At 64.7% G+C, this 20,174-nt stretch carries 18 protein-coding genes; 6 read left to right on the top strand and 12 right to left on the bottom strand.

Annotation, left to right across the window (positions count from 1 at the left end; all coding sequences use genetic code 11):
* Nucleotides 1-36 precede the first annotated feature (36 nt).
* From WH367_RS05930 to WH367_RS05875, 12 genes are all read right to left on the bottom strand, one after another.
* The gene (locus WH367_RS05930) at nt 37-870 is read right to left on the bottom strand and encodes a carbohydrate ABC transporter permease (RefSeq protein ID WP_021028505.1); all 834 of its coding nucleotides are present in this window, start codon (nt 868-870) and stop codon (nt 37-39) included.
* Nucleotides 867-1,766 (bottom strand): carbohydrate ABC transporter permease, encoded by a 900-nt coding sequence (locus WH367_RS05925; RefSeq protein WP_021028506.1) that lies wholly within the window; start codon nt 1,764-1,766, stop codon nt 867-869. The genes WH367_RS05930 and WH367_RS05925 overlap by 4 nt, the downstream gene beginning before the upstream one ends.
* 84 nt (nt 1,767-1,850) lie before the next feature.
* Nucleotides 1,851-3,149, bottom strand: a complete 1,299-nt coding sequence (locus WH367_RS05920) for an ABC transporter substrate-binding protein (RefSeq protein WP_339534833.1) — start codon at nt 3,147-3,149, stop codon at nt 1,851-1,853.
* Between the two features lie 77 nt (nt 3,150-3,226).
* A complete protein-coding gene (locus tag WH367_RS05915; RefSeq protein ID WP_339534832.1) occupies nt 3,227-4,252 on the bottom strand; it encodes an ABC transporter ATP-binding protein in 1,026 nt (341 codons plus the stop codon).
* 152 nt (nt 4,253-4,404) lie between these two features.
* Nucleotides 4,405-4,599 carry a DUF2905 family protein gene (locus tag WH367_RS05910; protein WP_021028510.1) on the bottom strand — a complete coding sequence of 65 codons (195 nt, stop codon included), beginning with the start codon at nt 4,597-4,599 and terminating at the stop codon, nt 4,405-4,407.
* Between the two features lie 37 nt (nt 4,600-4,636).
* Complete coding sequence (locus tag WH367_RS05905) at nt 4,637-6,250, bottom strand: amidohydrolase (protein ID WP_339534830.1); 1,614 nt, start codon at nt 6,248-6,250, stop codon at nt 4,637-4,639.
* 589 nt (nt 6,251-6,839) lie between these two features.
* Nucleotides 6,840-8,834, bottom strand: a complete 1,995-nt coding sequence (locus WH367_RS05900; protein ID WP_339534994.1) for a BCCT family transporter — start codon at nt 8,832-8,834, stop codon at nt 6,840-6,842.
* A 347-nt stretch (nt 8,835-9,181) separates the two neighbouring features.
* A complete protein-coding gene (locus WH367_RS05895; RefSeq protein ID WP_339534828.1) occupies nt 9,182-10,084 on the bottom strand; it encodes an ABC transporter permease in 903 nt (300 codons plus the stop codon).
* A gap of 20 nt (nt 10,085-10,104) precedes the next feature.
* Nucleotides 10,105-11,118 carry an ABC transporter ATP-binding protein gene (locus WH367_RS05890; protein ID WP_339534826.1) on the bottom strand — a complete coding sequence of 338 codons (1,014 nt, stop codon included), beginning with the start codon at nt 11,116-11,118 and terminating at the stop codon, nt 10,105-10,107.
* 1 nt (nt 11,119) lies between these two features.
* On the bottom strand, nt 11,120-12,241 hold the full coding sequence (locus WH367_RS05885; RefSeq protein WP_339534824.1) for an ABC transporter substrate-binding protein: 1,122 nt from the start codon (nt 12,239-12,241) through the stop codon (nt 11,120-11,122).
* 246 nt (nt 12,242-12,487) lie between these two features.
* Nucleotides 12,488-13,456 carry a TauD/TfdA dioxygenase family protein gene (locus WH367_RS05880; RefSeq protein ID WP_339534823.1) on the bottom strand — a complete coding sequence of 323 codons (969 nt, stop codon included), beginning with the start codon at nt 13,454-13,456 and terminating at the stop codon, nt 12,488-12,490.
* Nucleotides 13,457-13,966: 510 nt separating this feature from the next.
* Nucleotides 13,967-15,040 carry a class I SAM-dependent methyltransferase gene (locus WH367_RS05875; RefSeq protein WP_339534821.1) on the bottom strand — a complete coding sequence of 358 codons (1,074 nt, stop codon included), beginning with the start codon at nt 15,038-15,040 and terminating at the stop codon, nt 13,967-13,969.
* 78 nt (nt 15,041-15,118) lie between these two features.
* Between WH367_RS05875 and WH367_RS05870 the strand changes: the two genes are divergently transcribed.
* The 6 genes from WH367_RS05870 (at nt 15,119) to WH367_RS05845 (ending at nt 20,116) form a co-directional block, all read left to right on the top strand.
* A complete protein-coding gene (locus tag WH367_RS05870) occupies nt 15,119-15,895 on the top strand; it encodes an SDR family oxidoreductase (protein ID WP_339534820.1) in 777 nt (258 codons plus the stop codon).
* A gap of 26 nt (nt 15,896-15,921) precedes the next feature.
* Entirely contained in the window at nt 15,922-16,296 is a 375-nt protein-coding gene (locus WH367_RS05865; protein WP_116926667.1) for a dihydroneopterin aldolase, read from the top strand.
* A gap of 4 nt (nt 16,297-16,300) precedes the next feature.
* The gene (gene ttcA, locus WH367_RS05860; RefSeq protein ID WP_339534819.1) at nt 16,301-17,296 is read left to right on the top strand and encodes a tRNA 2-thiocytidine(32) synthetase TtcA; all 996 of its coding nucleotides are present in this window, start codon (nt 16,301-16,303) and stop codon (nt 17,294-17,296) included.
* A gap of 132 nt (nt 17,297-17,428) precedes the next feature.
* A complete protein-coding gene (locus WH367_RS05855) occupies nt 17,429-18,154 on the top strand; it encodes a hypothetical protein (protein ID WP_339534817.1) in 726 nt (241 codons plus the stop codon).
* A 10-nt stretch (nt 18,155-18,164) separates the two neighbouring features.
* A complete protein-coding gene (locus WH367_RS05850; RefSeq protein WP_339534816.1) occupies nt 18,165-18,803 on the top strand; it encodes a histidine phosphatase family protein in 639 nt (212 codons plus the stop codon).
* Between the two features lie 356 nt (nt 18,804-19,159).
* Nucleotides 19,160-20,116 (top strand): LysR family transcriptional regulator, encoded by a 957-nt coding sequence (locus WH367_RS05845; RefSeq protein ID WP_339534814.1) that lies wholly within the window; start codon nt 19,160-19,162, stop codon nt 20,114-20,116.
* Nucleotides 20,117-20,174 lie beyond the last annotated feature (58 nt).

Genomic DNA, 20,174 nt, shown 5'->3' with positions numbered 1-20,174 from the left:
GAAGATGCTCACCCAAAAAGCGCCACTCTAGCGTTTTTACTTGATCCCTGCCCGCATAAAGCTCTGCACAAACTGGCGCTGGAACAGGATAAAGCCGACGAGCAGCGGCGCCGAAGTCATCAAGGTGGCGGCGGTGATGGTGGACCAGTCCACGCCCTGCTCCACGCTGGAGAACACCTGCAGCCCGACGGTGAGCGGGCGCGATTCCACGCTGTTGGTGATGATCAGCGGCCAGAGAAAGTTGTTCCAGTGAAAGCTCACGGAGACCAGCGCAAAGGCGGTATAGACCGGCCGAGCCAGCGGCACATAGACGCGCCAGAGAATCTGCAAGGTGCTGGCCCCTTCGACACGCGCGGCCTCGTCCAGCTCCTTGGGGATGCCCATGAAGGTCTGGCGCAGCAAAAAGATCGCAAAGGCCGAGGCAAAGTACGGCAGGCCAATCGCAAACAAGGTATCGACCAGGCCCAGCCGGGCCATGGTCTGGTAGTTCTCCACCAGCAGGATGTCGGGCATGATCATCAGCTGCACCAGCACCAGCGCAAAGGCGATGTTCTTGCCCCGGAACTGGTAGCGCGCAAAGGCAAAGGCCGCCAGCGTGGACAGCACCAACTGCGCTGCCAGGATCAGGGCCACCAGCAAGCTGGTGTTCAGAAAGTAGCGCGCAAACGGTGCCGCATCCCAGGCCTTGCGGAAGTTCTGCAAGGTCCAGGGGGCGCCGAGGTCAAAACGGATCGCGTAGTCGCTGGGGTGGAAGGCCGTCCAGAACGCATAGGCCAGCGGCAAAATCCACAGCAGCGCCAGCAGCCAGGCGGCAAAGGTGTCCAGCCAGGTGTGGCGGTAGATGACGGCAGGGGCTTGGCTGCGGCTCATTGGTAGTGCACCTTCTTGTCCAGCACAAAGAACTGGAACAGCGCCACGCTGGAGAGCACCACCACCAGCACCACGGTGATGGCCGCTGCATAGGCCGTATCCCAGAACTTGAAGCCCACCTCATAGAGGTGGTAGAGCAGCAAGGTGGTGGCATTGTCCGGGCCGCCGCGCGTCAGGATAAACACATGGTCGACCAGGCGGAAGGCATTGATCACCGCATTGACCAGCACAAACACCGTGGTCGGCATCAGCAGCGGCCACTGCACCCGGCGGAAGAAATACCAACGCGATGCGCCCTCAATGGCGGCGGCCTCCTTCAGGCTGGGGTTGAGCGTTTGCAGCGCAGCCAGGTAGAAGATCATGAAAAAGCCCGCTTCCTTCCACACCGCCACCAAGGTGATGGCCCCCAGCGCGGTCGACGGGCTGCCCAGCCAGTTGTGCGAAGGCAGGCCCAGCGCGCCGGTGACCTGCTCCAGCAGGCCGTACTGCGGCGTGTAGAAGAACAACCAGATATTGGCCACTGCAATCATCGGCAGCACCGTGGGCGTGAAATACGCCATGCGCACAAAGGTGCGTCCTGCGATGCGCTCGTTCACCCAGACCGCCATCAAGAGCGCCAGGCCGATGGAGGCAGGAATCGTGGCCGCCGCAAACCACAGGTTGTTGCGCACCGCCTGCCAGAACACCGGGTCATCGGCCATCGCCTGGTAGTTCTCGATGCCCACCCACACCGCTGCACGCGCGCCCTTGGGGGTGGAATAAAAACTGTCGATGAAGGTCGCCACGGCCGGCCAATGGGTAAAGGCGACCAGCAGCACCAGCGCAGGCAGCAGCAGCAACCAGGCGTGGATGCTGCGCTGGCCGCTGCCGGCAATGGACGAGGAAGAGGCGCTCATGCGTTGGGTTCTCTCAACCGGGCTGGGGCCTTGCCCAACCCTGGCCCGGCATGGTCTGCAAGCAGCCCAGGCCGGGTGGGGACGTTACTGGTAGCTGCGCAGGATGCGGTCGGCTTCCTTCTGCGCATCCTTCATCGCCTGCGCCGAGGTCTTGGTGCCGTTCAGCGCAGCCTGCACGGCGTCGTTCAGCACCTTGGTCACGCGCTGGTTGTCATGCGTGGAGAACTCGGCCACCGAGACGGGCAGCTGGTCGCGGGCCACCAGCGCCTGCGGGAAGTCCTGGCCGTACTGCTTCAGGATCGGCGTGTCATAGGCGGCGGGCGATACGGCCACATAGCCGCTGTCCATGCTCCACTGCGCAGCGCGCTCGGGCTGGGTCACCCACTTGGCAAATTCGAAAGCGGCCTGCTGCTGCTCCTTGGGCGCCTTCTTGAAGATGTAGAAGTTGCCGCCACCGGTGGGCGAGCCGCCCTTGCGCACATGGCCGGCAATCTGGCCAACCCCGAAATCAAACTTGGCGTTGGCCTTGATATTGGTCAGGTTGCCGGTGGTGGTGACGATGATCGCGGCCTTCTTTTCCATGAAGTCCTTGGGCGTCGTGCCCCACTCGATCACGCCCTTGGGGTGCACGCCCTCCTTGGTCAGGTTGACCCAGTAGTCCAGCGCCTCGATCACCTTGGGGTTGTCGAAGGTGACCTTGGTGCCCGCTTCGTTGGCCAGCAGCACATCGTTGGGGGTGGTCAGGGTCTGCAGCATCCAGTAGGCAAAGCCGGTCGACGGGATCTGGATGCCGTACTGGGTGACGTTGCCGCTGGCGTCTTTCTTGCTGAGCTTCTTGGCCGCCTCGCTCAGCTCCTTCCAGGTGGCAGGGGCCTTGTTCGGGTCCAGGCCGGCTTCCTTGAAGGTGTCCTTGTTGTAGTACATCACCACGGTGGAGCGCTGGAAAGGCACGCCCCAGGTCTTGCCACCCGTCTGGCTGTTGGCCATGAAGGCGGGGTAGAAGCCCTTGAGCCAGGCCTTGTCGGCATCGGTCTTGGCAAAGTCGTCGATCGGCACGATCGCGTCTTCGTCAATCAGGGTGAACATGTCGGTCGACAGCAGCACCGAGGTGGCCGGCGCCTTGCCCGACTTGTTGGCGGTGAGCGCCTTGACGATGGTTTCCTGGTAGGTGCCCGCGTAGATCGGCGTGATCTTGTACTGCGGATGCGCCTTGTTGAAGTCATTCGCATAGCCGTCGATCACCTTGGTGATCGGGCCGCCCACGGCCACGGGGTAGTAAAAAGGCACTTCCAGCGGATCGGCGGCATGCGCCAGGCCGGCGCCCAGGCCAAGCATGGCGACGGCCGATGCGGCCAGGGTCTTCAAAAAGATATTGCGTTGCACGGAATCACTCCTCGGGTTATGCGCCTGCCCGCAGGCGCTGCACAAACAGCTCAGTCAAAGAAAAGGGGTTGCGTGCCTCAGGCCATGCGCTGGCCATGGGCATCGAAGAAATGCATGTCCTCCGCGCGCCAGGCCAGGCGCAGCGCCTGCCCCACGGCCACTGCCTGCTGGCCGGGTGCGCGCACCGTGATCTGCTCGCTGCCAATCGCGCAGCGCAGCACCGTATCGGCGCCCAGGTATTCCAGGCTGCTCACCTGCGCATCCACGCCTTCGGTGGCCAGGCACTGCACGGCCTCAGGCCGCAGGCCCAGCGCAGCAGCACCGGCCGGCGCCGCCACCTGCACCTGGCTGCCGGCAATGGCGCCGCCGCTGAGCTGGACCAGGTTCATCGCCGGCGTGCCAATAAAGCGCGCGGCAAAGCGGCTGGCCGGACGGGCATACATCTCGCGCGGGGTCGCGCATTGCTCGACCCGGCCCTGGTGCAGCAGCACCACCTGGTCGGCCATGCTCATCGCTTCGGTCTGGTCATGGGTGACATAGACCACCGTCAGCCCCAGGCGCTGCTGCAGCTCGCGCAGCTCGGCACGCATCTCCTGGCGCAGCTGCGCGTCCAGGTTCGACAGCGGCTCGTCCATCAGGCAGACATAGGCCTGGGCCACCAGGGCCCGGCCCAGCGCCACGCGCTGCTGCTGGCCGCCCGAGAGCTGGCCTGGCTTGCGCTCCAGCAGATGCGACAGGCCCAGCAGCTCGGCCGCATCCTTCAAACGTTTGTCGGCCTCGGCCTTGGGCACCTTGCGCACTGCCAGGCCAAAGCCCATGTTCTCGGCCACCGACAGATGCGGAAACAGCGCATAGTTCTGGAACACCATCGCAATGCCGCGCTGCGCTGGCGGCAGCTGCGTCACATCGCGTCCCCCAATCAGCACCTGGCCGGCGCTGGCGGTCTCCAGCCCTGCAATGATGCGCAGGGTCGTCGATTTGCCGCAGCCCGAGGGGCCCAGCAGCACGCAAAAGCTGCCCGGCGCGATCTGCAGATCGACCGCATGCAGCGCCGTGGTGCTGCCCCAGGATTTGGCAACCTGCCGTAACTCAATGCTTGACATCGCGCCAGTGTATGAAAGCACGGTGACAATTTGTTTACAAGCTTTCCCTTAGCTGACAAGGCGCTCAAGGGACGTCGGGTCTATTCACACCCGAGATTTGCTTACAACCATGACAGATGCTGCGGTGCAGCAGTGGTTGGCGCTCCCTGGGCTTACAGCCAGCGCGCAATCCCGGCCGCCAGCAGGCTCAGCACCACGGTCGTCGCAATCGGCAGCCACAAGGTTCTGCCAAACAACCGGATCTCAAAATCCCCCGGCAGCCGCCCCAGCCCCAGTTTGCGCAGCAGCGCGGCAAAACCGTTGAGCAGCAGCAGCGCGAGGAAAATGACAATCAGCCAGCGGATCATCGCAGCGCCTCCGGCAGGTGAATGGGTGGCGAAGTCATCATGCGGCGCAGTAGACCTGCTCACCGGCAATCCAGGTGGCTTGCACACGCAGGCTGCCAATGTCGGCAACCGGCACGGTGAAGATATCGCGGTCCAGCACCGCAAAGCTGGCTTCAAAGCCGGGGGCGATCTGGCCCAGTTGGCCCTCGAACGGCGACAGGCTGGCAGCGCGTGCGGTGTAGAGCAGCAGGGCCTGGGGCACCGTCAGCGCCTGGCTGTCCACAATGGGGGCGCCGTTGTAGGCGCGGCGCTGCACGGCAGCCTGGATGGAGACAAAGACATTGTCCGGATCGGCCCAGGTGGTGGCCGGCGCGTCGGACGACAGCGCCACATGGTCGATCTCGTCATAGAAGGTCTTGAGCGCGTAGGACTGGTCAAACTCGGAATCAACCAGGTTCTCGGTATAGGCCTCGTACTCGGCAAACATAAAGATGATCTGCGTGGCCACGCCCCACTGCATCGGCATCGCATTCATCTGCACGATCTGCGCGGGCTTGAGCAAGGTCGCATGCTCCAAGCGCACGGAAGGCACGCCCGCAGGCAGCCAGGGCTTTTTATCGGCAAAGAAGTCGATCACCAACTGCAGGGCCGCATCGCCCATCGCATGCACGGCCATTTGCGCGCCGTTGGCCACTGACCATGCATAGGCCTGCGCCAGCGCTGCGCTGCTGAGCAAGGACATGCCAAACAGGCTGCCCGTGTGCTTGTAGGCGCAGCTGCACCATGCCGTCTTGCCGGAGATGGAGCCATCGGCAAACAGCTTGATGCCGGCGATCTTCACCCGTCCATCCTTTTGCGCGGCCTCTAGCCCCGCAAGCAAATCGCCCTTGCAAGGCTCCCAGGAGAAATACAGTGCCGCCTGCTGCTTGAAGCCGGCCTGGGCAGCATCGCGGTAGACATCGAGGTGGTGGAAGGGCTGGGTGAAGGCCATCATGTCGGTCACCGCGACAATGCCGCGCTCGCTAAAGCGCTGCGAGGTGCGCGCGAGGCTCCCCACCGCCTGCGCATAGTCCAGCACCGCCTTGGCGCGCTGCACCACGCTGTTGGCCGCCAGCTCGGTCAAAACGCCATTGGGCGAGCCATCGGCATCCCGGCCAAAGTGGCCCCCGATGGGGTCGGGCGTGTCCTTGCCAATGCCCGCCAGCGCCAGCGCACGGCTGTTGCAGATGCCCGAATGGCAGTCGGAGCGGCCCACATAGACCGGCTGCGTGGCCGACACCAGATCCAGGTCATGGCGCGTCGGCGTGCGCCCTTCCTTCAGCTTGGACTCGTCATAGCCCCAGCCCTCAATCCAGTCGTTCGGCCCCAACCCCGCCTTGGGGTGGTTCTTCAGCGCCGCAATCAGCCCCGGAATGTCTTCAACCAGCGGCACCGTGCAAGGCACCGCATCGACGATCTGCGACAAAAAGGTGGGATGCGTATGCACATCGATAAAGCCCGGCACCACCGTGCGCCCCTGCAAATCCACTTGGTGCTCTGCCGCCGGCTGCGACGCATCGCCCACATGCCCCACCCAGGCAATCTTGCCGTCTGCGACCACAAAAGCCGAGGCGAAATCGCTCTCGCTGCGGCCGGTAAAAACATGGGCATGGGTGAACAGACAAGAAGGCATGGCAGAGGCTGCAAAAAGCAAAGGCGGCAAAGAAGCCGCCATTGTCGGCGATTGCAGTAACCACCCAACGAACCTAACGCGTTGGCCGTTCAAAACAGCAACCCAAGCAGCAAGCGCAGCGCCTGAACCACCAACACCAATGGCGAGATGGGCGCGTAGGCGCGACGTCGGGGGCGCAGACAATACGCCTGTATGGCAAGCCCCCGCAACAAAGCCTACGCGCCCATATCGCCACCCCCAAACGATGACTGCCAGCGCCCCAGCCAAAAACAGCATCGCCAGGGCAAAGGTTCGCCACAGCCAATCACCCACCGCATTGGACTTCAAAACAACCACCCCAGCAGCAAGCGCAGCGCCTGAACCGCCACATCCAATGGCGAGATGGGTGCGTAGGCGCGACGCCGGGGGCGCAGACAATACGCCTGTATGGCAAGCCCCCGCAACAAAGCCTACGCGCCCATATCGCCACCTAAAAACGAAAACTGCCAGCGCCACCACCAACAACAGCACCGCCAGAGCAGTCACCCCCCCAACGCATAACCAGCCAAGACACAAAAAGAAAAAGCCACCCGAAGGTGGCTAAAAGAACTTACACAGGATCCGTATGCCCTGGAGCCCGGTTCAGCATTTGCGTTCGCTTGTCTGCGCTGAGGGACAGATAGCGCTCGTACTGGCGGAGAATATCGGCGATGAGCTCCTCGCTGCGCAAGTACTGCACGTCATAGCCCGAGCGCCCATCTTCGAAGAAAGTCACCGGCTCATACATGTAGCGGCGCGCGTTGCTGCCGGCGCTCTCGCGCACCGTGAACGTGGGCATGGTGCGGCGCACGGCGCGCACGCCATAGACAAAGTCGCGCAGCTGCTCGACCGGCACGACCAGGCGTGCTTCGCTGTCGGCATCGCCCTCCAGGCTGTCTTGCACATGCGCCTGCAAGCCCCGCTTTTGCATCTCTGCGGCCACCTCGTTCATCGCAGGCAGCACGGTGGTGCTCAGGAAGCGCTGCACATCGTCCTTGTGCGGCTGGTGCACGATCTGCTCGAGGCGCTTGCGCCAGTGCTGGCCGCTCCAGAAGTTGGTGGCGGGCGCCAGATCGGGCGAGTAATGGGCCAGGTCGGCCACCATGCCGCGCCACAGCCCCACGCACAGCACCAGCATGATGAAGGCCACCGGCAAGGCGGTCACCAGGGTTACCGCCTGCAGGGCGCCCAGGCCGCCGGCGAGCAGCAGCACGATGGAGGTCAGGCCCAGCAGCACGCACCAGAACAGGCGCTGCCAGACGGGCGCCTCGTTGTTGCCGCGCGAAGCGATGGAGTTGACCACCAGCGCCCCCGAGTCCGCCGAGGTGATGAAGAACACGCCAATCAGCAGCACCGCCAGCCAGGACACCGGCTTGACCCAGGGCAGGTACTCGAAGAAGCGGAACAGCAAGGCGTCCACATTGGTGGCCGTCTGCGCCAGCGCACCAGCGGCCACATGGCTGTCGGTCCAGATCGCGCTGTTGCCAAAGGCCGTCATCCACAGCAGGTTGAACGCGGTGGGCACCAGCAGCACGCCGATGACGAACTCGCGCACCGTGCGGCCGCGCGAGATGCGCGCAATGAACAGGCCGACAAAGGGTGACCAGCTCACCCACCAGGCCCAGTACAGGATCGTCCAGCCACCAAACCAGCCCTCCTCCCGCGACGGCACATAGGCGAAGGTGCGCAGCGACATGCCGATAAGGCCCTGCAGGTAGTTGCCGATGTTCTCGCTCAAGGCCTTGAAGATATGCGCGGTGGGGCCGGCGATGATGACAAAGCTCAGCAGCAGCACCGACAGCAGCATGTTGAATTCGCTCAGGCGCCGCACGCCCTTGTCCACGCCCAGCAGCGCAGACAGGCTGGCCAGGGTCACCACCACGACGATGACGGCCACCAGGAACCCGGAGGTCTCGGTTTCCCAGCCGGTCAAGGTGTGGATGCCGGCGGCGATCTGGCGCGCGCCATAGCCCAAGGTGGTGGCAATACCGGCAATGGTGCCCACCAGCGCAAACGCATCGACGCCGTGGCCAATGGGGCCGTTGATGCGCTCGCGCAGCAGCGGGTACAGGCCCGAGCGCATCGTCAGCGGCAGGTTGTAGCGAAAGCCAAAATAGGCCAGCACCAGGCCCATGGTGCCGTAGACCGCCCAGGCATGAAAGCCCCAGTGGAAGAACGTGGCCTCCATCGCCTCGCGCGCGGCAGCGGGCGTGCCCGGCTCCTGTGTGGCCGGGTTGAGGAAATGCTGCAGCGGCTCGCCCACGCCAAAGTACATCAGGCCAATGCCCATGCCGGCGGCAAACAGCATCGACGACCAGGAGACAAAGCTGAACTCCGGCTTGGCGTCATCGGGGCCCAGGCGGATATCGCCATAGCGGCTGGCTGCCAGCACCACCAAAAACAGCAAGAAGGCGCTCAGCGCCATCACATAGAACCAGTCAAAACTGGCCACCACCCAGCGCTGCGCGCCCGAGAACAGGCGGTCTGCGGCATCAGGCGCCAGCACGCAAACGAGCAGCAGGACGCCCAGCACCAGCAGTGCAGGCACCACCACCGGCAGCGACATGGTCGAGCGCTGGCTCGCTTGCGGCCCCTGCGGCGTCTGCGCAGCGGGCTCCGGGGCCGCTGCGCCGGCCTCTGGCGAGAGCGCAGTATCAGAAGAAGAATTGGTCATAGGTCTACCCGTGTTGGGAGCACGCCCCATCCGTCACAGGCGCGCAGCAGCAGCCCTCCGGCCCCCAATGGGCATGATCAGGCACTGCAAAACCTATCAGTATGCAATAAATGATTGCAAAAATGCTATTTTAACAAGCCGGCAATCTTCAACAATCGCTACAGTCCTACAGCTGCGCCCCTGCCGGCCCGCTGCGCTTGTTGGGATGCGACCACAGCGCCCGCAGCCCGGTGAGCGCATCAGCGCTGCACACCCCAGCGCTTGACGGTGACCCTCTCCAGCGGGTGAAAGCCCAGGTTTTCGACCAAGAGTCCAATGATGATCACCAGGGCCAGCCCGGCAAACACCTGGTCGGTATAGAGCTCGTTGCGGCTTTGGAAGATGTACCAGCCCAGGCCGCCCTTGCCCGACGACGCCCCAAACACCAGCTCGGCAGCAATCAGGGTGCGCCAGGCAAAGGCCCAGCCAATCTTGAGGCCCGACAGGATGGATGGCAGCGCAGCTGGCACCAGGATTTGCAGCACATAGCGCGCGCCGCGCAGGCCATAGTTACGGCCGGCCATGCGCAAGGTCTCGGGCACCGACTGAAAACCGGCATAGGTGGCCAGCGCCAGCGGCCACAGCACCGAATGCACCAGCACCGCCAGCAAGCTGGCCTGCCCCAGGCCCAGCCACAGCAGGGCCAGTGGCAGCAGCGCAATCGCCGGCAGGGGGTTGAACATGCTGGTCAAGGTGGTCAGCACATCGCGCCCCCACTGGCTCGATACCGCCAGCAGCGTCAGCAGCAAGGCCCCGGCCACACCCAGCAGATAGCCTTGCAGCAAGATGCCCAGCGATATCGCCGCCTTGCCCAGCAGCGCGCCATTGCCCAGCTCGCGCAGCAAGGTCGCTGCCGTCTGGCTGAAGGTGGGCAAGAGCAGGTCGTTGTTCTGCCAGCGCGCTGCCAGCTCCCACAGGAGGGCCAGCACCACCAAGATAAGGGCCTTGCGCAAGGCCGGATGCTGGAGCAAGCGTTTGGCCAGCGGCAAGCGGCGCACCGCCAGGTGTGCCGGGGCATCGGGCAGGGGGTATTCGGCCTCGGGCCGCAGGGGTGGCAGGGCCTTGGCAGCGCCAGGCCAGGCCGTCACGGGGGTGGATGCCATAGCGGGTCTCTTCTCTCGTGTCAGGCCACGCGGCGCAAGCCGGTGGCTGCGCTGCTGGCGGGGTCGGCGGCGGCGGGGGCGCCAGCGCGGTCTTCGTCAAACAGCAGCCGGTGGATGCGCTGGTGCGCGGCCTCGAACTCGGCGCTGCCGCCGCTCGCCAGGCCAAAGGCATGGGCGTTGATCTCGGCCCGCAAGCGACCCGGGTGAGGCGAGAGAATGGCGACGCGGCTGCCCACGACCAGCGCCTCCTCGATCGAATGGGTGACAAACACCAAGGTAAAACGCAGCTCGTCCCACAGCGCCAGCAGCTCTTCCTGCATGCGCCGGCGCGTCAGCGCATCGAGGGCCGCAAAGGGCTCGTCCATCAGCAGCACCTGCGGGTGCATGGCCAGCGCACGGGCAATGGCCACGCGCTGCTTCATGCCGCCTGATAGCTGGTGCGGGTGCACATCGGCAAAGCGGCTCAGCCCCACCTTGTCCAGGTAGAGATCGGCGCGCTCGCGTGCCTCGGCCTTGCTGCAGCGGCGCGAGGCCAGCAGCGGGAACATCACGTTCTCGCGCACCGTCTTCCAAGGCGGCAGCTGGTCAAACTCCTGGAACACCATCACCCGGTCCGGCCCGGGGCCCTCGACCGGTTGGCCAGCCAGGCGGATCGCCCCTTCGCTGACCGGCACAAAACCGGCCATGGCCTTGAGCAGGGTCGATTTGCCGCAGCCAGACGCCCCCAGCAGCACAAAGCGCTCGGCCGCATGCACCTGCAGGCTGACCTGGTGGGTGGCACGCAGCACACGCTCGTCGGTCACATAGTCGATGCTGACCTGGTCGACCTCCAGCAAGGCGCTGCCCGCCTGCGCTGCCTGGCTGTGCAAGGTCTGGCTGGGTGCCGATGTTGGGATGGGCGGGGCACGGCTGATCAGGCGGTCGGCCAGCTCGGCCTCGGCCAGGCTGGCATAGGGCTCGGCAGCGCTGCGCAGCCAGCTGCCGCGCGACAGCGCAACATCACCCTCCTGCGCAAAAACGTGGGGCCAGCGCATCTCAGCTCCCCCCGGAGATGCGCGGGTCGTCAAAGAAATAGTCGCGCACCGATTCGGGCTTGGTCTTGATCACGCCCACCCGCTGCAGGAACTGGCCCAGGCCCACGGTGTTCTGCGGCTGGATCGTGAACTGCACCTGCGGGTTCTTGATGATCTGCAGGATCAGGTTGCGATCGACCTTGCCGCCGCCACCGCTCTTCAAAAAAATATCGGCCGCCTGCTCGGGGTTGGCCTGTACAAAGCGGGCCGATTCATCGAGCGCATCGAGGAAGGCGCGGTAGGTCTTGGGGCTTTCCTGGCGGAACTTCTCGGTGGCGTAGAGCACGGTGGACGAGGCCGGACCGCCCAGCACCTCATAGCTGTTGAGCACAATGCGCGCATTGGGGTTGCCGGCCAGCTCCACCTCCTGGAACGGCGGGTTGCCAAAGTGCGCGGTAATCTCGGTGCCGCCCTTGATGATGGCCGCTGCCGCATCGGGGTGCGGCAGTGCGACCTGCAGCTTGTCGAGCCGCTGGTAGTGCTGCTCGCCCCAAAGCTTGGCCGAGGCGTACTGCAGTACGCGCGACTGCACCGAGACGCCAACCGCCGGCGTGGCAATGCGGTCTTTGTCGGTAAAGTCGGCAATCGTCTTGACCTGCGGGTTGTTGCTGACCAGGTAGTAGGGGAAGTTGCCCAGCGAGGCCACGCCCTTGACGTTTTGCTTGCCCTTGGTGCGGTCCCAGAGCGTAAAGAGCGGCGCGACGCCGGCGCCGCCAATATCGACGTTGCCCGAGAGCAGCGCATCGTTGACCGCCGGGCCGCCGGAGAACTGCAGGTAGCTGACCTTGATGTCCACCCCCTGGGCCTTGCCCTGCTTTTCGATGAACTGCTGGTCCTGCGCCACATTGAGCAGCAAATAGACGATGCCGTACTGCTGCGCAATGCGCAGCTGGCCCTCGGCCGCCTGCGCGCCGCCTGCAGCCACGCCCCAGAGCGCAGCAGTGGCGGCCAGCACGGCTGCCGCATGCTTGCTGGCAGAGCCGAGGCGGGCGCCATGGGCGGCGGCAGCGGGACGGCTGGATGGTGTGGTGGACTGTTTGCCGGGCGGCTGGCTGCGCAGCGCCCAAGGATTGCGGATGTTCATAGTGCGTCAAGAGGTATGGCTGGAATCGTTGGGCCGCAGCGCAGCACCACCGCGCTTTTTGGCGCGGGTGGGCAGGCACTGGGGGTGGGCGTCAATCGCCGTTGTCAGGAGCGGGCAGCGCCGCCGCAATGGCGGGCGCTGGCGATCAACAACAAGCGGCAGCCAGGCTCAGCGACAGCAGAAACAGCGGTTGGTGGCGTTGCGGGCGGGGCAGCCCGGTAGCGCGCAAGGTCGGGGAGGCGGCGTTCATACCGGCACATCCCCTTCGATCGTCGTGCGGTAGAGCTTGCGGCGCTGGCCGGCCGGCACGCCGGTGGCCAGGTGCAGCACCGCGCGGTTGTCCCAAAAGACCAGGTCCCGGTCACGCCAGTGGTGGCGGTAGACAAACTGCGGCTGGGTGCTGTGGGCAAACAGCTCGGCCAGCAGCGCGGCCGAGCGGCCCTCGGGCAGGCCCAGGATGCGGGTGGTGAAATGCTCGCTGACAAACAAGGACTTGCGGCCGGTCTGCGGATCGGTGCGCACCACCGGGTGCACGGCGGGCTTGACCTCGGCCACCTGCGCAGCAGTGAGCGTAGGGCGGAAGGCATTGCGCTCGCGCAGTGCCTCATATTTGAGCAAATAGCTGTGTTCGGCCAGCAAACCGACCAGCTGCTGCTTGAGGGTATAGGGCAGCGCCTCGTAGGCCGCGACCTGGTCGGCAAACAAGGTGTCCCCACCGACCTCGGGCAGCTCTTGCGCATGCAACAGCGAGCCCATCGCAGGCTGGGGCTTGTAGGACAGGTCGGAGTGCCAGTAGGCCCCGGCATCGCCCAGGCCCACGGGCTGGCCGTTTTCAATGATGTTGGAGACGATCAGAATCTCGTCATGGCCCGGCAGCTGGTAGTTGCGCAGCACATGGCGCTGCAGCGGCCCAAAGCGGCGGCTGAAGGCAATCTGCTCGGCCGGGCTGATGCGCTGGTTGCGGTAGACCACGACGCTGTGGTCCTGGTGCGCCTGCTGCAGCCGGGCAAAGTCGTCCGGGCCCAGCGGGCGGGACAGGTCCAGGCCCACGACCTCCACCCCCAGGCGGGTCTGGGCGCCAGCGGGCTGCTGGATGGGACGCAGGCTGAAGGCCTGCGTGGTGCCAGCGGCGCTACCTGCCTGGCTGGCACTGTCGGGCACCGGACGGCGGAAGAAGAACGGATGGGCAGTCAGAACATCAAACAGCGCGGACATGGCAGCTTTCCTTGGCGGACCAGTGATAGGCCCACTGTAGAAGGCGCGCTGCAATCAGAAAACGAATGAAAACGCGTATCTTTATGCGCAAACCGATGAAGGGTGCTGCTGCGCTGCTGTTGTGTCTGCTGTCATCAGGCCGTCATGCAACGCCGCCATGATCGCAGTCTGTCGGTGCAGCACAAGCCAGCCTGCATGCCCCGTGCCGGGGGCGTACAGATCGGACGCACCGGGCGGCGGGCATGTGTCAGGGCTTGGCACCGGCAGCCATCTTTTGTCGGCCCGCCTCTGCGGGCCCACCTCACCCAGTCCCACCCTGCCCCCTCTCTGCCCTGGTGCCAGCGGCTAGGGATGCTCTGCAAAACCCTCGCCAAGCGGGATGGACGCGGATCGGGATGAGGCGCAAGGCGTCTTTTGCAGTCAATAGCTGTAGCTATTGACAAGGAATACAACGCAGTGGATCGCCCGAGACCGCGTTCAGACCACGGCAGGGATTTTTGCAGAGGGTCCCTATAGCCGGTGCATGCGGTCGCCCTGCACAAAGCCTGCTGGCTCCCAGACGGCCACACCCTTGCTCAGCATGATGGCCTTGAAGAACTCGCCCATCTCATGCTCCATCATCAGCTTGGCCGCCTTGCTGCGGGCAATCACTTCGAGCCCGTCGAGCTTGGCGCCCAGGCCGCAGTTGATCAGGAAATGGGCCTGGCTGGTGTAGCCCAGCACATCCATGCCGGCATCCTGCGCCGCCACCGCAATGCCGGTGAAGTTCACATGGGCGGTGATGTCCTTCAGGCCCACCAGCACCAGCGGGTCACTGTCGACCTGGTGCAGATGGTGGCAGACCAGGGTGCCCATATGGCGCTGCGGGTGGTAGTACTCCGATTCGCCAAAGCCATAGTCGATCAGCAGCACCGCGCCGCGCGTGATGCGGTCGGCCAGCGTCGCGACAAAGGCTTCGCCCTGCGGGTGGATCTCGGTCAGGTACTCGGCCTCCTGCGGCAGCTCCGGCTCCACCGGCGGGCGCAGGTGGGTGGGGCGCTGGTCCCAGCCAAAGCGCACCTCGTCGCCCTCGGCGCTCGCCACGACCACGCCGCGCTCCTGCCACACACCCTGCTGGCGCAGCAAAAGCTTGACCGGCATGGCGTCAAGCACCTCGTTGCCGACGACCACGCCCTGCATCTGCGCGGGCAAGCTATCGGCCCACTGCACCTGGTCACCAAAGCGGGCCAGGCGCTCTTGCTGGCGCAGGCGCAGGCTGCCTGAGACATCGACAATCGTGTAGCGCGAGCAGGCGGGGCCCAGGGTGGACAGCAGCTGCTCGGCCAGCGCACCGGTGCCGGCGCCAAACTCCCAGACCTCGCTGGTCTGGGTGTGGGCAAAGGCATCCTGCACCTGGGCGGCCACCAGCTCGCCAAACACCGGCGAGAGCTCGGGCGCGGTGACAAAGTCGCTGCCCTCCTCGGGCATGACGCCAAACTTGCTGCGGTCATTGGCGTAGTAGCCCAGGCCGGGCTCGTACAGCGCCATGCGCATGAAGTCATCAAACGGGATCCAACCGCCGGCCTGGGCAATAGCCTCAGCCATGCGCTTGGCCAGCACAGTCGTTAAACTAGAGGGTTCTGTATTCACCCCCCTATTGTCGCCGCTTGCTGAGCGCTTGCCATGCCCATGCCTTCTTCGACCCCACGCACCGTACTGGTCACTGGCGCTGCCAAGCGCCTGGGCCGGGTGATTGCGCTCGGGCTGGCCCGCCATGGCTGGCAGGTGGCGGTGCACTACCGGGGCTCGGCTGCCGAGGCTGCGCAGACCGCTGCCGAGTGCGCCGCGCTGTCGGGCCTGAGCGGCCATTTTGACGCCGATTTCGACGACGAGGCCGCAGTGCGCGGCCTGCTGCCCCGGGTGGTAGCCCATTTCGGCCAGGTCGATGCGGTGGTCAACAGCGCCTCGCTGTTCGAGCATGATGGCGCCGCCGACTTTGGCTATGCCGGGCTGGAGCGCCATCTGCGCAGCAACACGGCCGCGCCCATCGTGCTGGCCCAGCTGCTGCACCAGCATATCTGCCAGCGGGGCGATGAGGCCCAGGGCGTGGTGGTGAACCTGCTCGACCAGAAGCTGTGGAACATGAACCCCGACTTTGTCAGCTACACCTTGAGCAAGGCGGCGCTGGAAGCGGCCAACACCTTGCTGGCCCAGGCGCTGGCGCCGCGCCTGCGGGTGGTCGGTGTGGCCCCGGGCTTGACCTTGACCAGCGACTACCTGAGCGCCGAGAAGTTCGAGGCCCTGCACCGCATGAGCCCGCTGGGGCGCTCATCCACGGCAGACGATGTGGCCGCCACCGTGCGCTTTGCGCTGGACAACAGCTCCATCACCGGCACCAGCCTGCTGGTGGACGGCGGCCAGCACCTGATGCGGTTTGACCGCGATTTTTCGATGATGTAGCGATTCTTCGCTGCCTTGCTGTTTTTATGACGACATTTGACACCGGGTTGCAAACCCTGAGCTTGACGGGCCTGCGTTTTGATGCCAATTTAGGCATCCTCGCCCACGAGAAGACTGCGCCGCAACCCATCTTGGTGGATGCGGAAATCAACATGGGCCAGCAGCCGCTGGCGCCCAGTGATGACGACATCATGCATGTGCTGGACTACCGCAAGGTGCGCCAGATCATCATCGATGAATGCACGGCCGAGCATGTCAACCTGCTTGAGACCCTGATCGGCAAGGTCGCCCAGCGGCTGATGCAGTTGCCCAATGTGCGCGGCGTTCGCGTGAAGATCGCCAAGCTAGAGATTTTTGACGATTGCGAAGTTGCAATCCGCACCGAAACCGGACAATGGTGAACCTATGAACGCCCCCACCGATACCGCACTCCTCCAGCCCCAGCCCGCCGCCGCGAACGGATGGGACTTTGACGACGCCACCAGCGACGATGCGCAGGCATCGGCTAACAACGAAAAGCGGGTGAAGATCCAGCGCGAGAACCACAAGCTGGAAAAGCGCCTGTGCCGTGAGGTGGCGCGCGCCATTGGCGACTACAACATGATCGAGGACGGCGACAAGGTGATGGTCTGCATGTCCGGCGGCAAGGACAGCTACACCCTGCTTGACATCCTGATGAAGCTGCGCGCCCGCGCTCCCATCAAGTTCGACCTGGTGGCCGTGAACCTGGACCAGAAGCAGCCCGGCTTTCCCGAGCATGTGCTGCCCGAGTACCTCAAAAGCGTGGGCGTGGACTTCCACATCGAGAACCAGGACACCTACAGCGTCGTCAAGCGTGTGGTGCCCGAGGGCAAGACCACCTGCGGTCTGTGCTCGCGCCTGCGCCGCGCCATCTTGTACAAGGTGGCCGACCAGCTGGGCTGCAACAAGGTGGCCCTGGGCCACCACCGCGACGACATCGTGCAGACCTTGATGCTCAATATGTTCCACGGCGGCATCATGAAGGCCATGCCCCCGAAGCTGGTGAGCGACGACGGCAAGCATGTGGTGATCCGCCCGCTGGCCTATGTGCCCGAGAAGGACACCGAACGCTGGGCCCAGTACCGCGACTTCCCCATCATCCCCTGCAACCTCTGCGGCAGCCAGGAAAACCTGCAGCGCCAGATGATTGGCGACATGCTGCGCGAGTGGGACCGCAAGCACCCCGGCCGTGTGAACAACATGTTCCGCGCGCTGCAGCATGTGGTGCCCACCCACCTGGCCGACCCCAAGCTGTTCGATTTCCAGAACGCCAAGCCCACCGGCATCGCCGATGAAAACGGCGACAAGGCCTTCGACCACGACGACCTGCCCAGCAACCCCTCGCTGCCCGCCGGCATGCAGGTGGTGCAATTGGGCTGATCCACGTTTGCTTGAGCCATGCAGCCCTGCTTGTCGCCCCTGACTGACAGCCGCTGCCGCTCCAAGCGTTTATCGTTGAGCGCATGCGCTGTGTCCTTATGGCGCAGCGCTTTTTTTTCGGGAGACGGCACCATGTTCCTATCTTTTGACCGGGCGGCCCTGCCAGGCATGCCCCAGTGGCGTCGTATCGCCGGTATCGCAGCGATGGCCTGCGCCAGCCTCTGGCTGGCCGGTTGCGCCGGCGTGCGCACCATCGACAGCGATGTGCAAAGCTACTCCACGTTGCAGCAAGTGCCCGCGCCGCCAACCTACCGGCTGCAGTTGCTGCCGTCTCAGGTTGCACTGGGGCCACAATTTGATACCGTCGTGCAACAGGCCGAGGCTTCTTTGGCCGGAGTGGGCCTGCGCCGCGACGACCGCCAGGGCAGCGTGATCGCGCAGATCGACGTACAAGCTCGTTACATTCCCGACAGCTGGCTGCTGCCCGGCAGCCCCTATAACCCCTATGGCGGTTTGGGCTGGGGCCCCGGCTGGGGTTGGGGCTGGCGCGGTGGCATCGCCTGGCGCGACACCGGCCCCTCGCTGCACTACCGCGCCGTGCAGCTGACCTTGCGCGATGTCCAGACCCAGCAGGTGGTCTATGAGACCTCGGCCCGCTACGAGGATGTCTGGGTCGATGACCAGGTGATCTACCGCATCTTATTCGACTCGGCACTCAACGGCTTCCCCAAGCCGCCGCAAGGCCCGCGCCGCGTCAGCACCACGGTCGGCGCGCCCGCCGCCGCCCAGCCCGCATCCACTCCAGCTGCAGCCGCTGCACCTGCCACTCCCGCTAAGCCCGCTGCCAAACCCCAATAACAAGGAACGCATGCACAGCACCCAGATCATTGCCATTCGCCACGGGGAGACCGATTGGAACCTTGCCGCTCGCATCCAGGGCCATACGGACATACCGCTGAACGCCACCGGCGAGCGCCAGGCCCGGCAGCTGGCCCAGGCGCTGGCCGAGACCCCGCTGACCCATATCTACAGCAGTGATCTGCAGCGCGCATTCAGCACCGCCCAGGCGCTGGCGCAGGCCAATGGCGCGCCGCTCGCCACCCACCGCGCCTTGCGCGAGCGCAGTTTTGGCGACTATGAAGGCTCCCGCTTTGCCGACATCGAGGTCTCGGACCCGCCGTCAGCCCTGCGCTGGCGCAAGCGCGACCCGGTCTTTGCCCCGCCCCAGGGCGAATCACTGCAGGCGCTGCAGGCGCGCGTGGCCCAGGTCGTGGCCGAACTCGCCGCCAGCCACCTGGGCCAGCAGATCGCGCTGGTGGCCCATGGCGGCGTGCTCGATTGCCTCTACCGCCTGGCCACACGCCAGGACATCCAGGCCCCCCGCACCTGGGAGTTGGCCAATACCAGCGTCAACCGCCTGCTGTGGACACCGGACAGCGGCCTGACCCTGGTGGGCTGGGGCGACACCAGCCATCTGCAGACCGTCGGCTTGGACGAAACCCTCTAACAGCGGCTGCAAGCCGCCGCCCTTCGGGCCGAACTCTGCCTCCTCCCTCCACTTTTTGTGACTTTTTTGCATCAGCTCCCCCTGCATGGTGGCCACCATGCAGGCGGCCGTCTGCCTGCCGCGCCAATATCGCCCAGGGCCCTGTGCGATGACACAAACAAATGAAACGCAATGCTTCATAGAGCCGATAAAATACCAAGGTATGTCAGCGTTCACTCCAACCTCTGGTGATCAAGTGACATTTAATTACTTTTAGAATTCACTAATTGCTTGATCATTATTAATAGTAGTGCGACCATCTATAGACGAGTTCAATGACTCCTCTGTTAGATTACTAAAAAGGTATTGACCGTTATATGCCAGACGCCGAGCTGACCCGAAAACCCCTGCCGACGCCCTCCCTGCGCCAGCTGAGCTGCTTCAAGGAAGTAGCGACGCACCGCAGCTTCAGCCGTGCCGCGCAGGCGCTGTCCATGAGCCAGCCCGCACTGTCTTCGGCCATCCGTGAGCTGGAGACGCTGCTGGGCACCGCCTTGTTTGACCGCAGCACCCACCATGTCCGCCTGACGTCGGCCGGCGAAGCCGTGCGCCCGCAGGTGGAATGGATGATCAACAACTTTGTGCAAGGCGTGCAGGATCTGCAGCAGTTGCTCAAATACCAGGCCGACACCGTGCGCATCAGCTGCATCCCCTCCACCACCCACCTGCTGGCGCCGTGGCTCGCCCTCTGGCAGCAGTCCCACCCGATGGTGGACCTGCAGCTGCACGACATGCGCAATGACGACCTGCTGGCCTCGGTGGCCAATGGCAGCTCGGACATCGGCCTGGGCCTGGAGTTCACCGTGCCCCCGTCGGTGGAGACACAGTTCGTGACCGAGGACGAGGTCATGGCCGTCATCCCCGCCAAGCACCGCCTGGCACACAAGACCGATCTGCGCTGGTCGGACCTCAGCGATGAGCCGCTGGTCGTGCTCTCGCGCGGCAGCACCTACGAGATGATTGTCTCGGTGCTGGAGCAGCAAGGCGTGGGCACCAGCCACACCGAGACGCTGAGCTATACCGAGTCGCTCTACGCGCTGGTGCAAAGCGGCCTGCGCATCGGCCTGCTCTCGCGCCTGTACACGCAGGGCCACCAAAGCGATGACTGGGTGACCGTGCCGCTCAAAGGCCCCTTGCTGTCGCGCCGCATCTGCCTGATGACGCGCGCAGCCAATGGCAGCCGCCGCTCCATCGTGCAGGAATGCTGGGACTACCTCTGCGAGAACATGGGCAACGAATCGCCGCCCACCAAGCGCGCCGCCAAGGCCGCTTGAATCGGCGCCAAACGGGGCCACGCGCCCCTGTCTGGCACCAAACGCTAAAGCCCCAGCA

Origin of the sequence: Comamonas sp. MYb21 (assembly GCF_037479395.1) — a bacterium.
In the GTDB taxonomy this organism is placed as follows: domain Bacteria; phylum Pseudomonadota; class Gammaproteobacteria; order Burkholderiales; family Burkholderiaceae_C; genus Comamonas.
The sequence above is the reverse complement of the archived record's forward strand: the minus strand, read 5'-3'. Positions and strand labels throughout refer to the sequence as shown.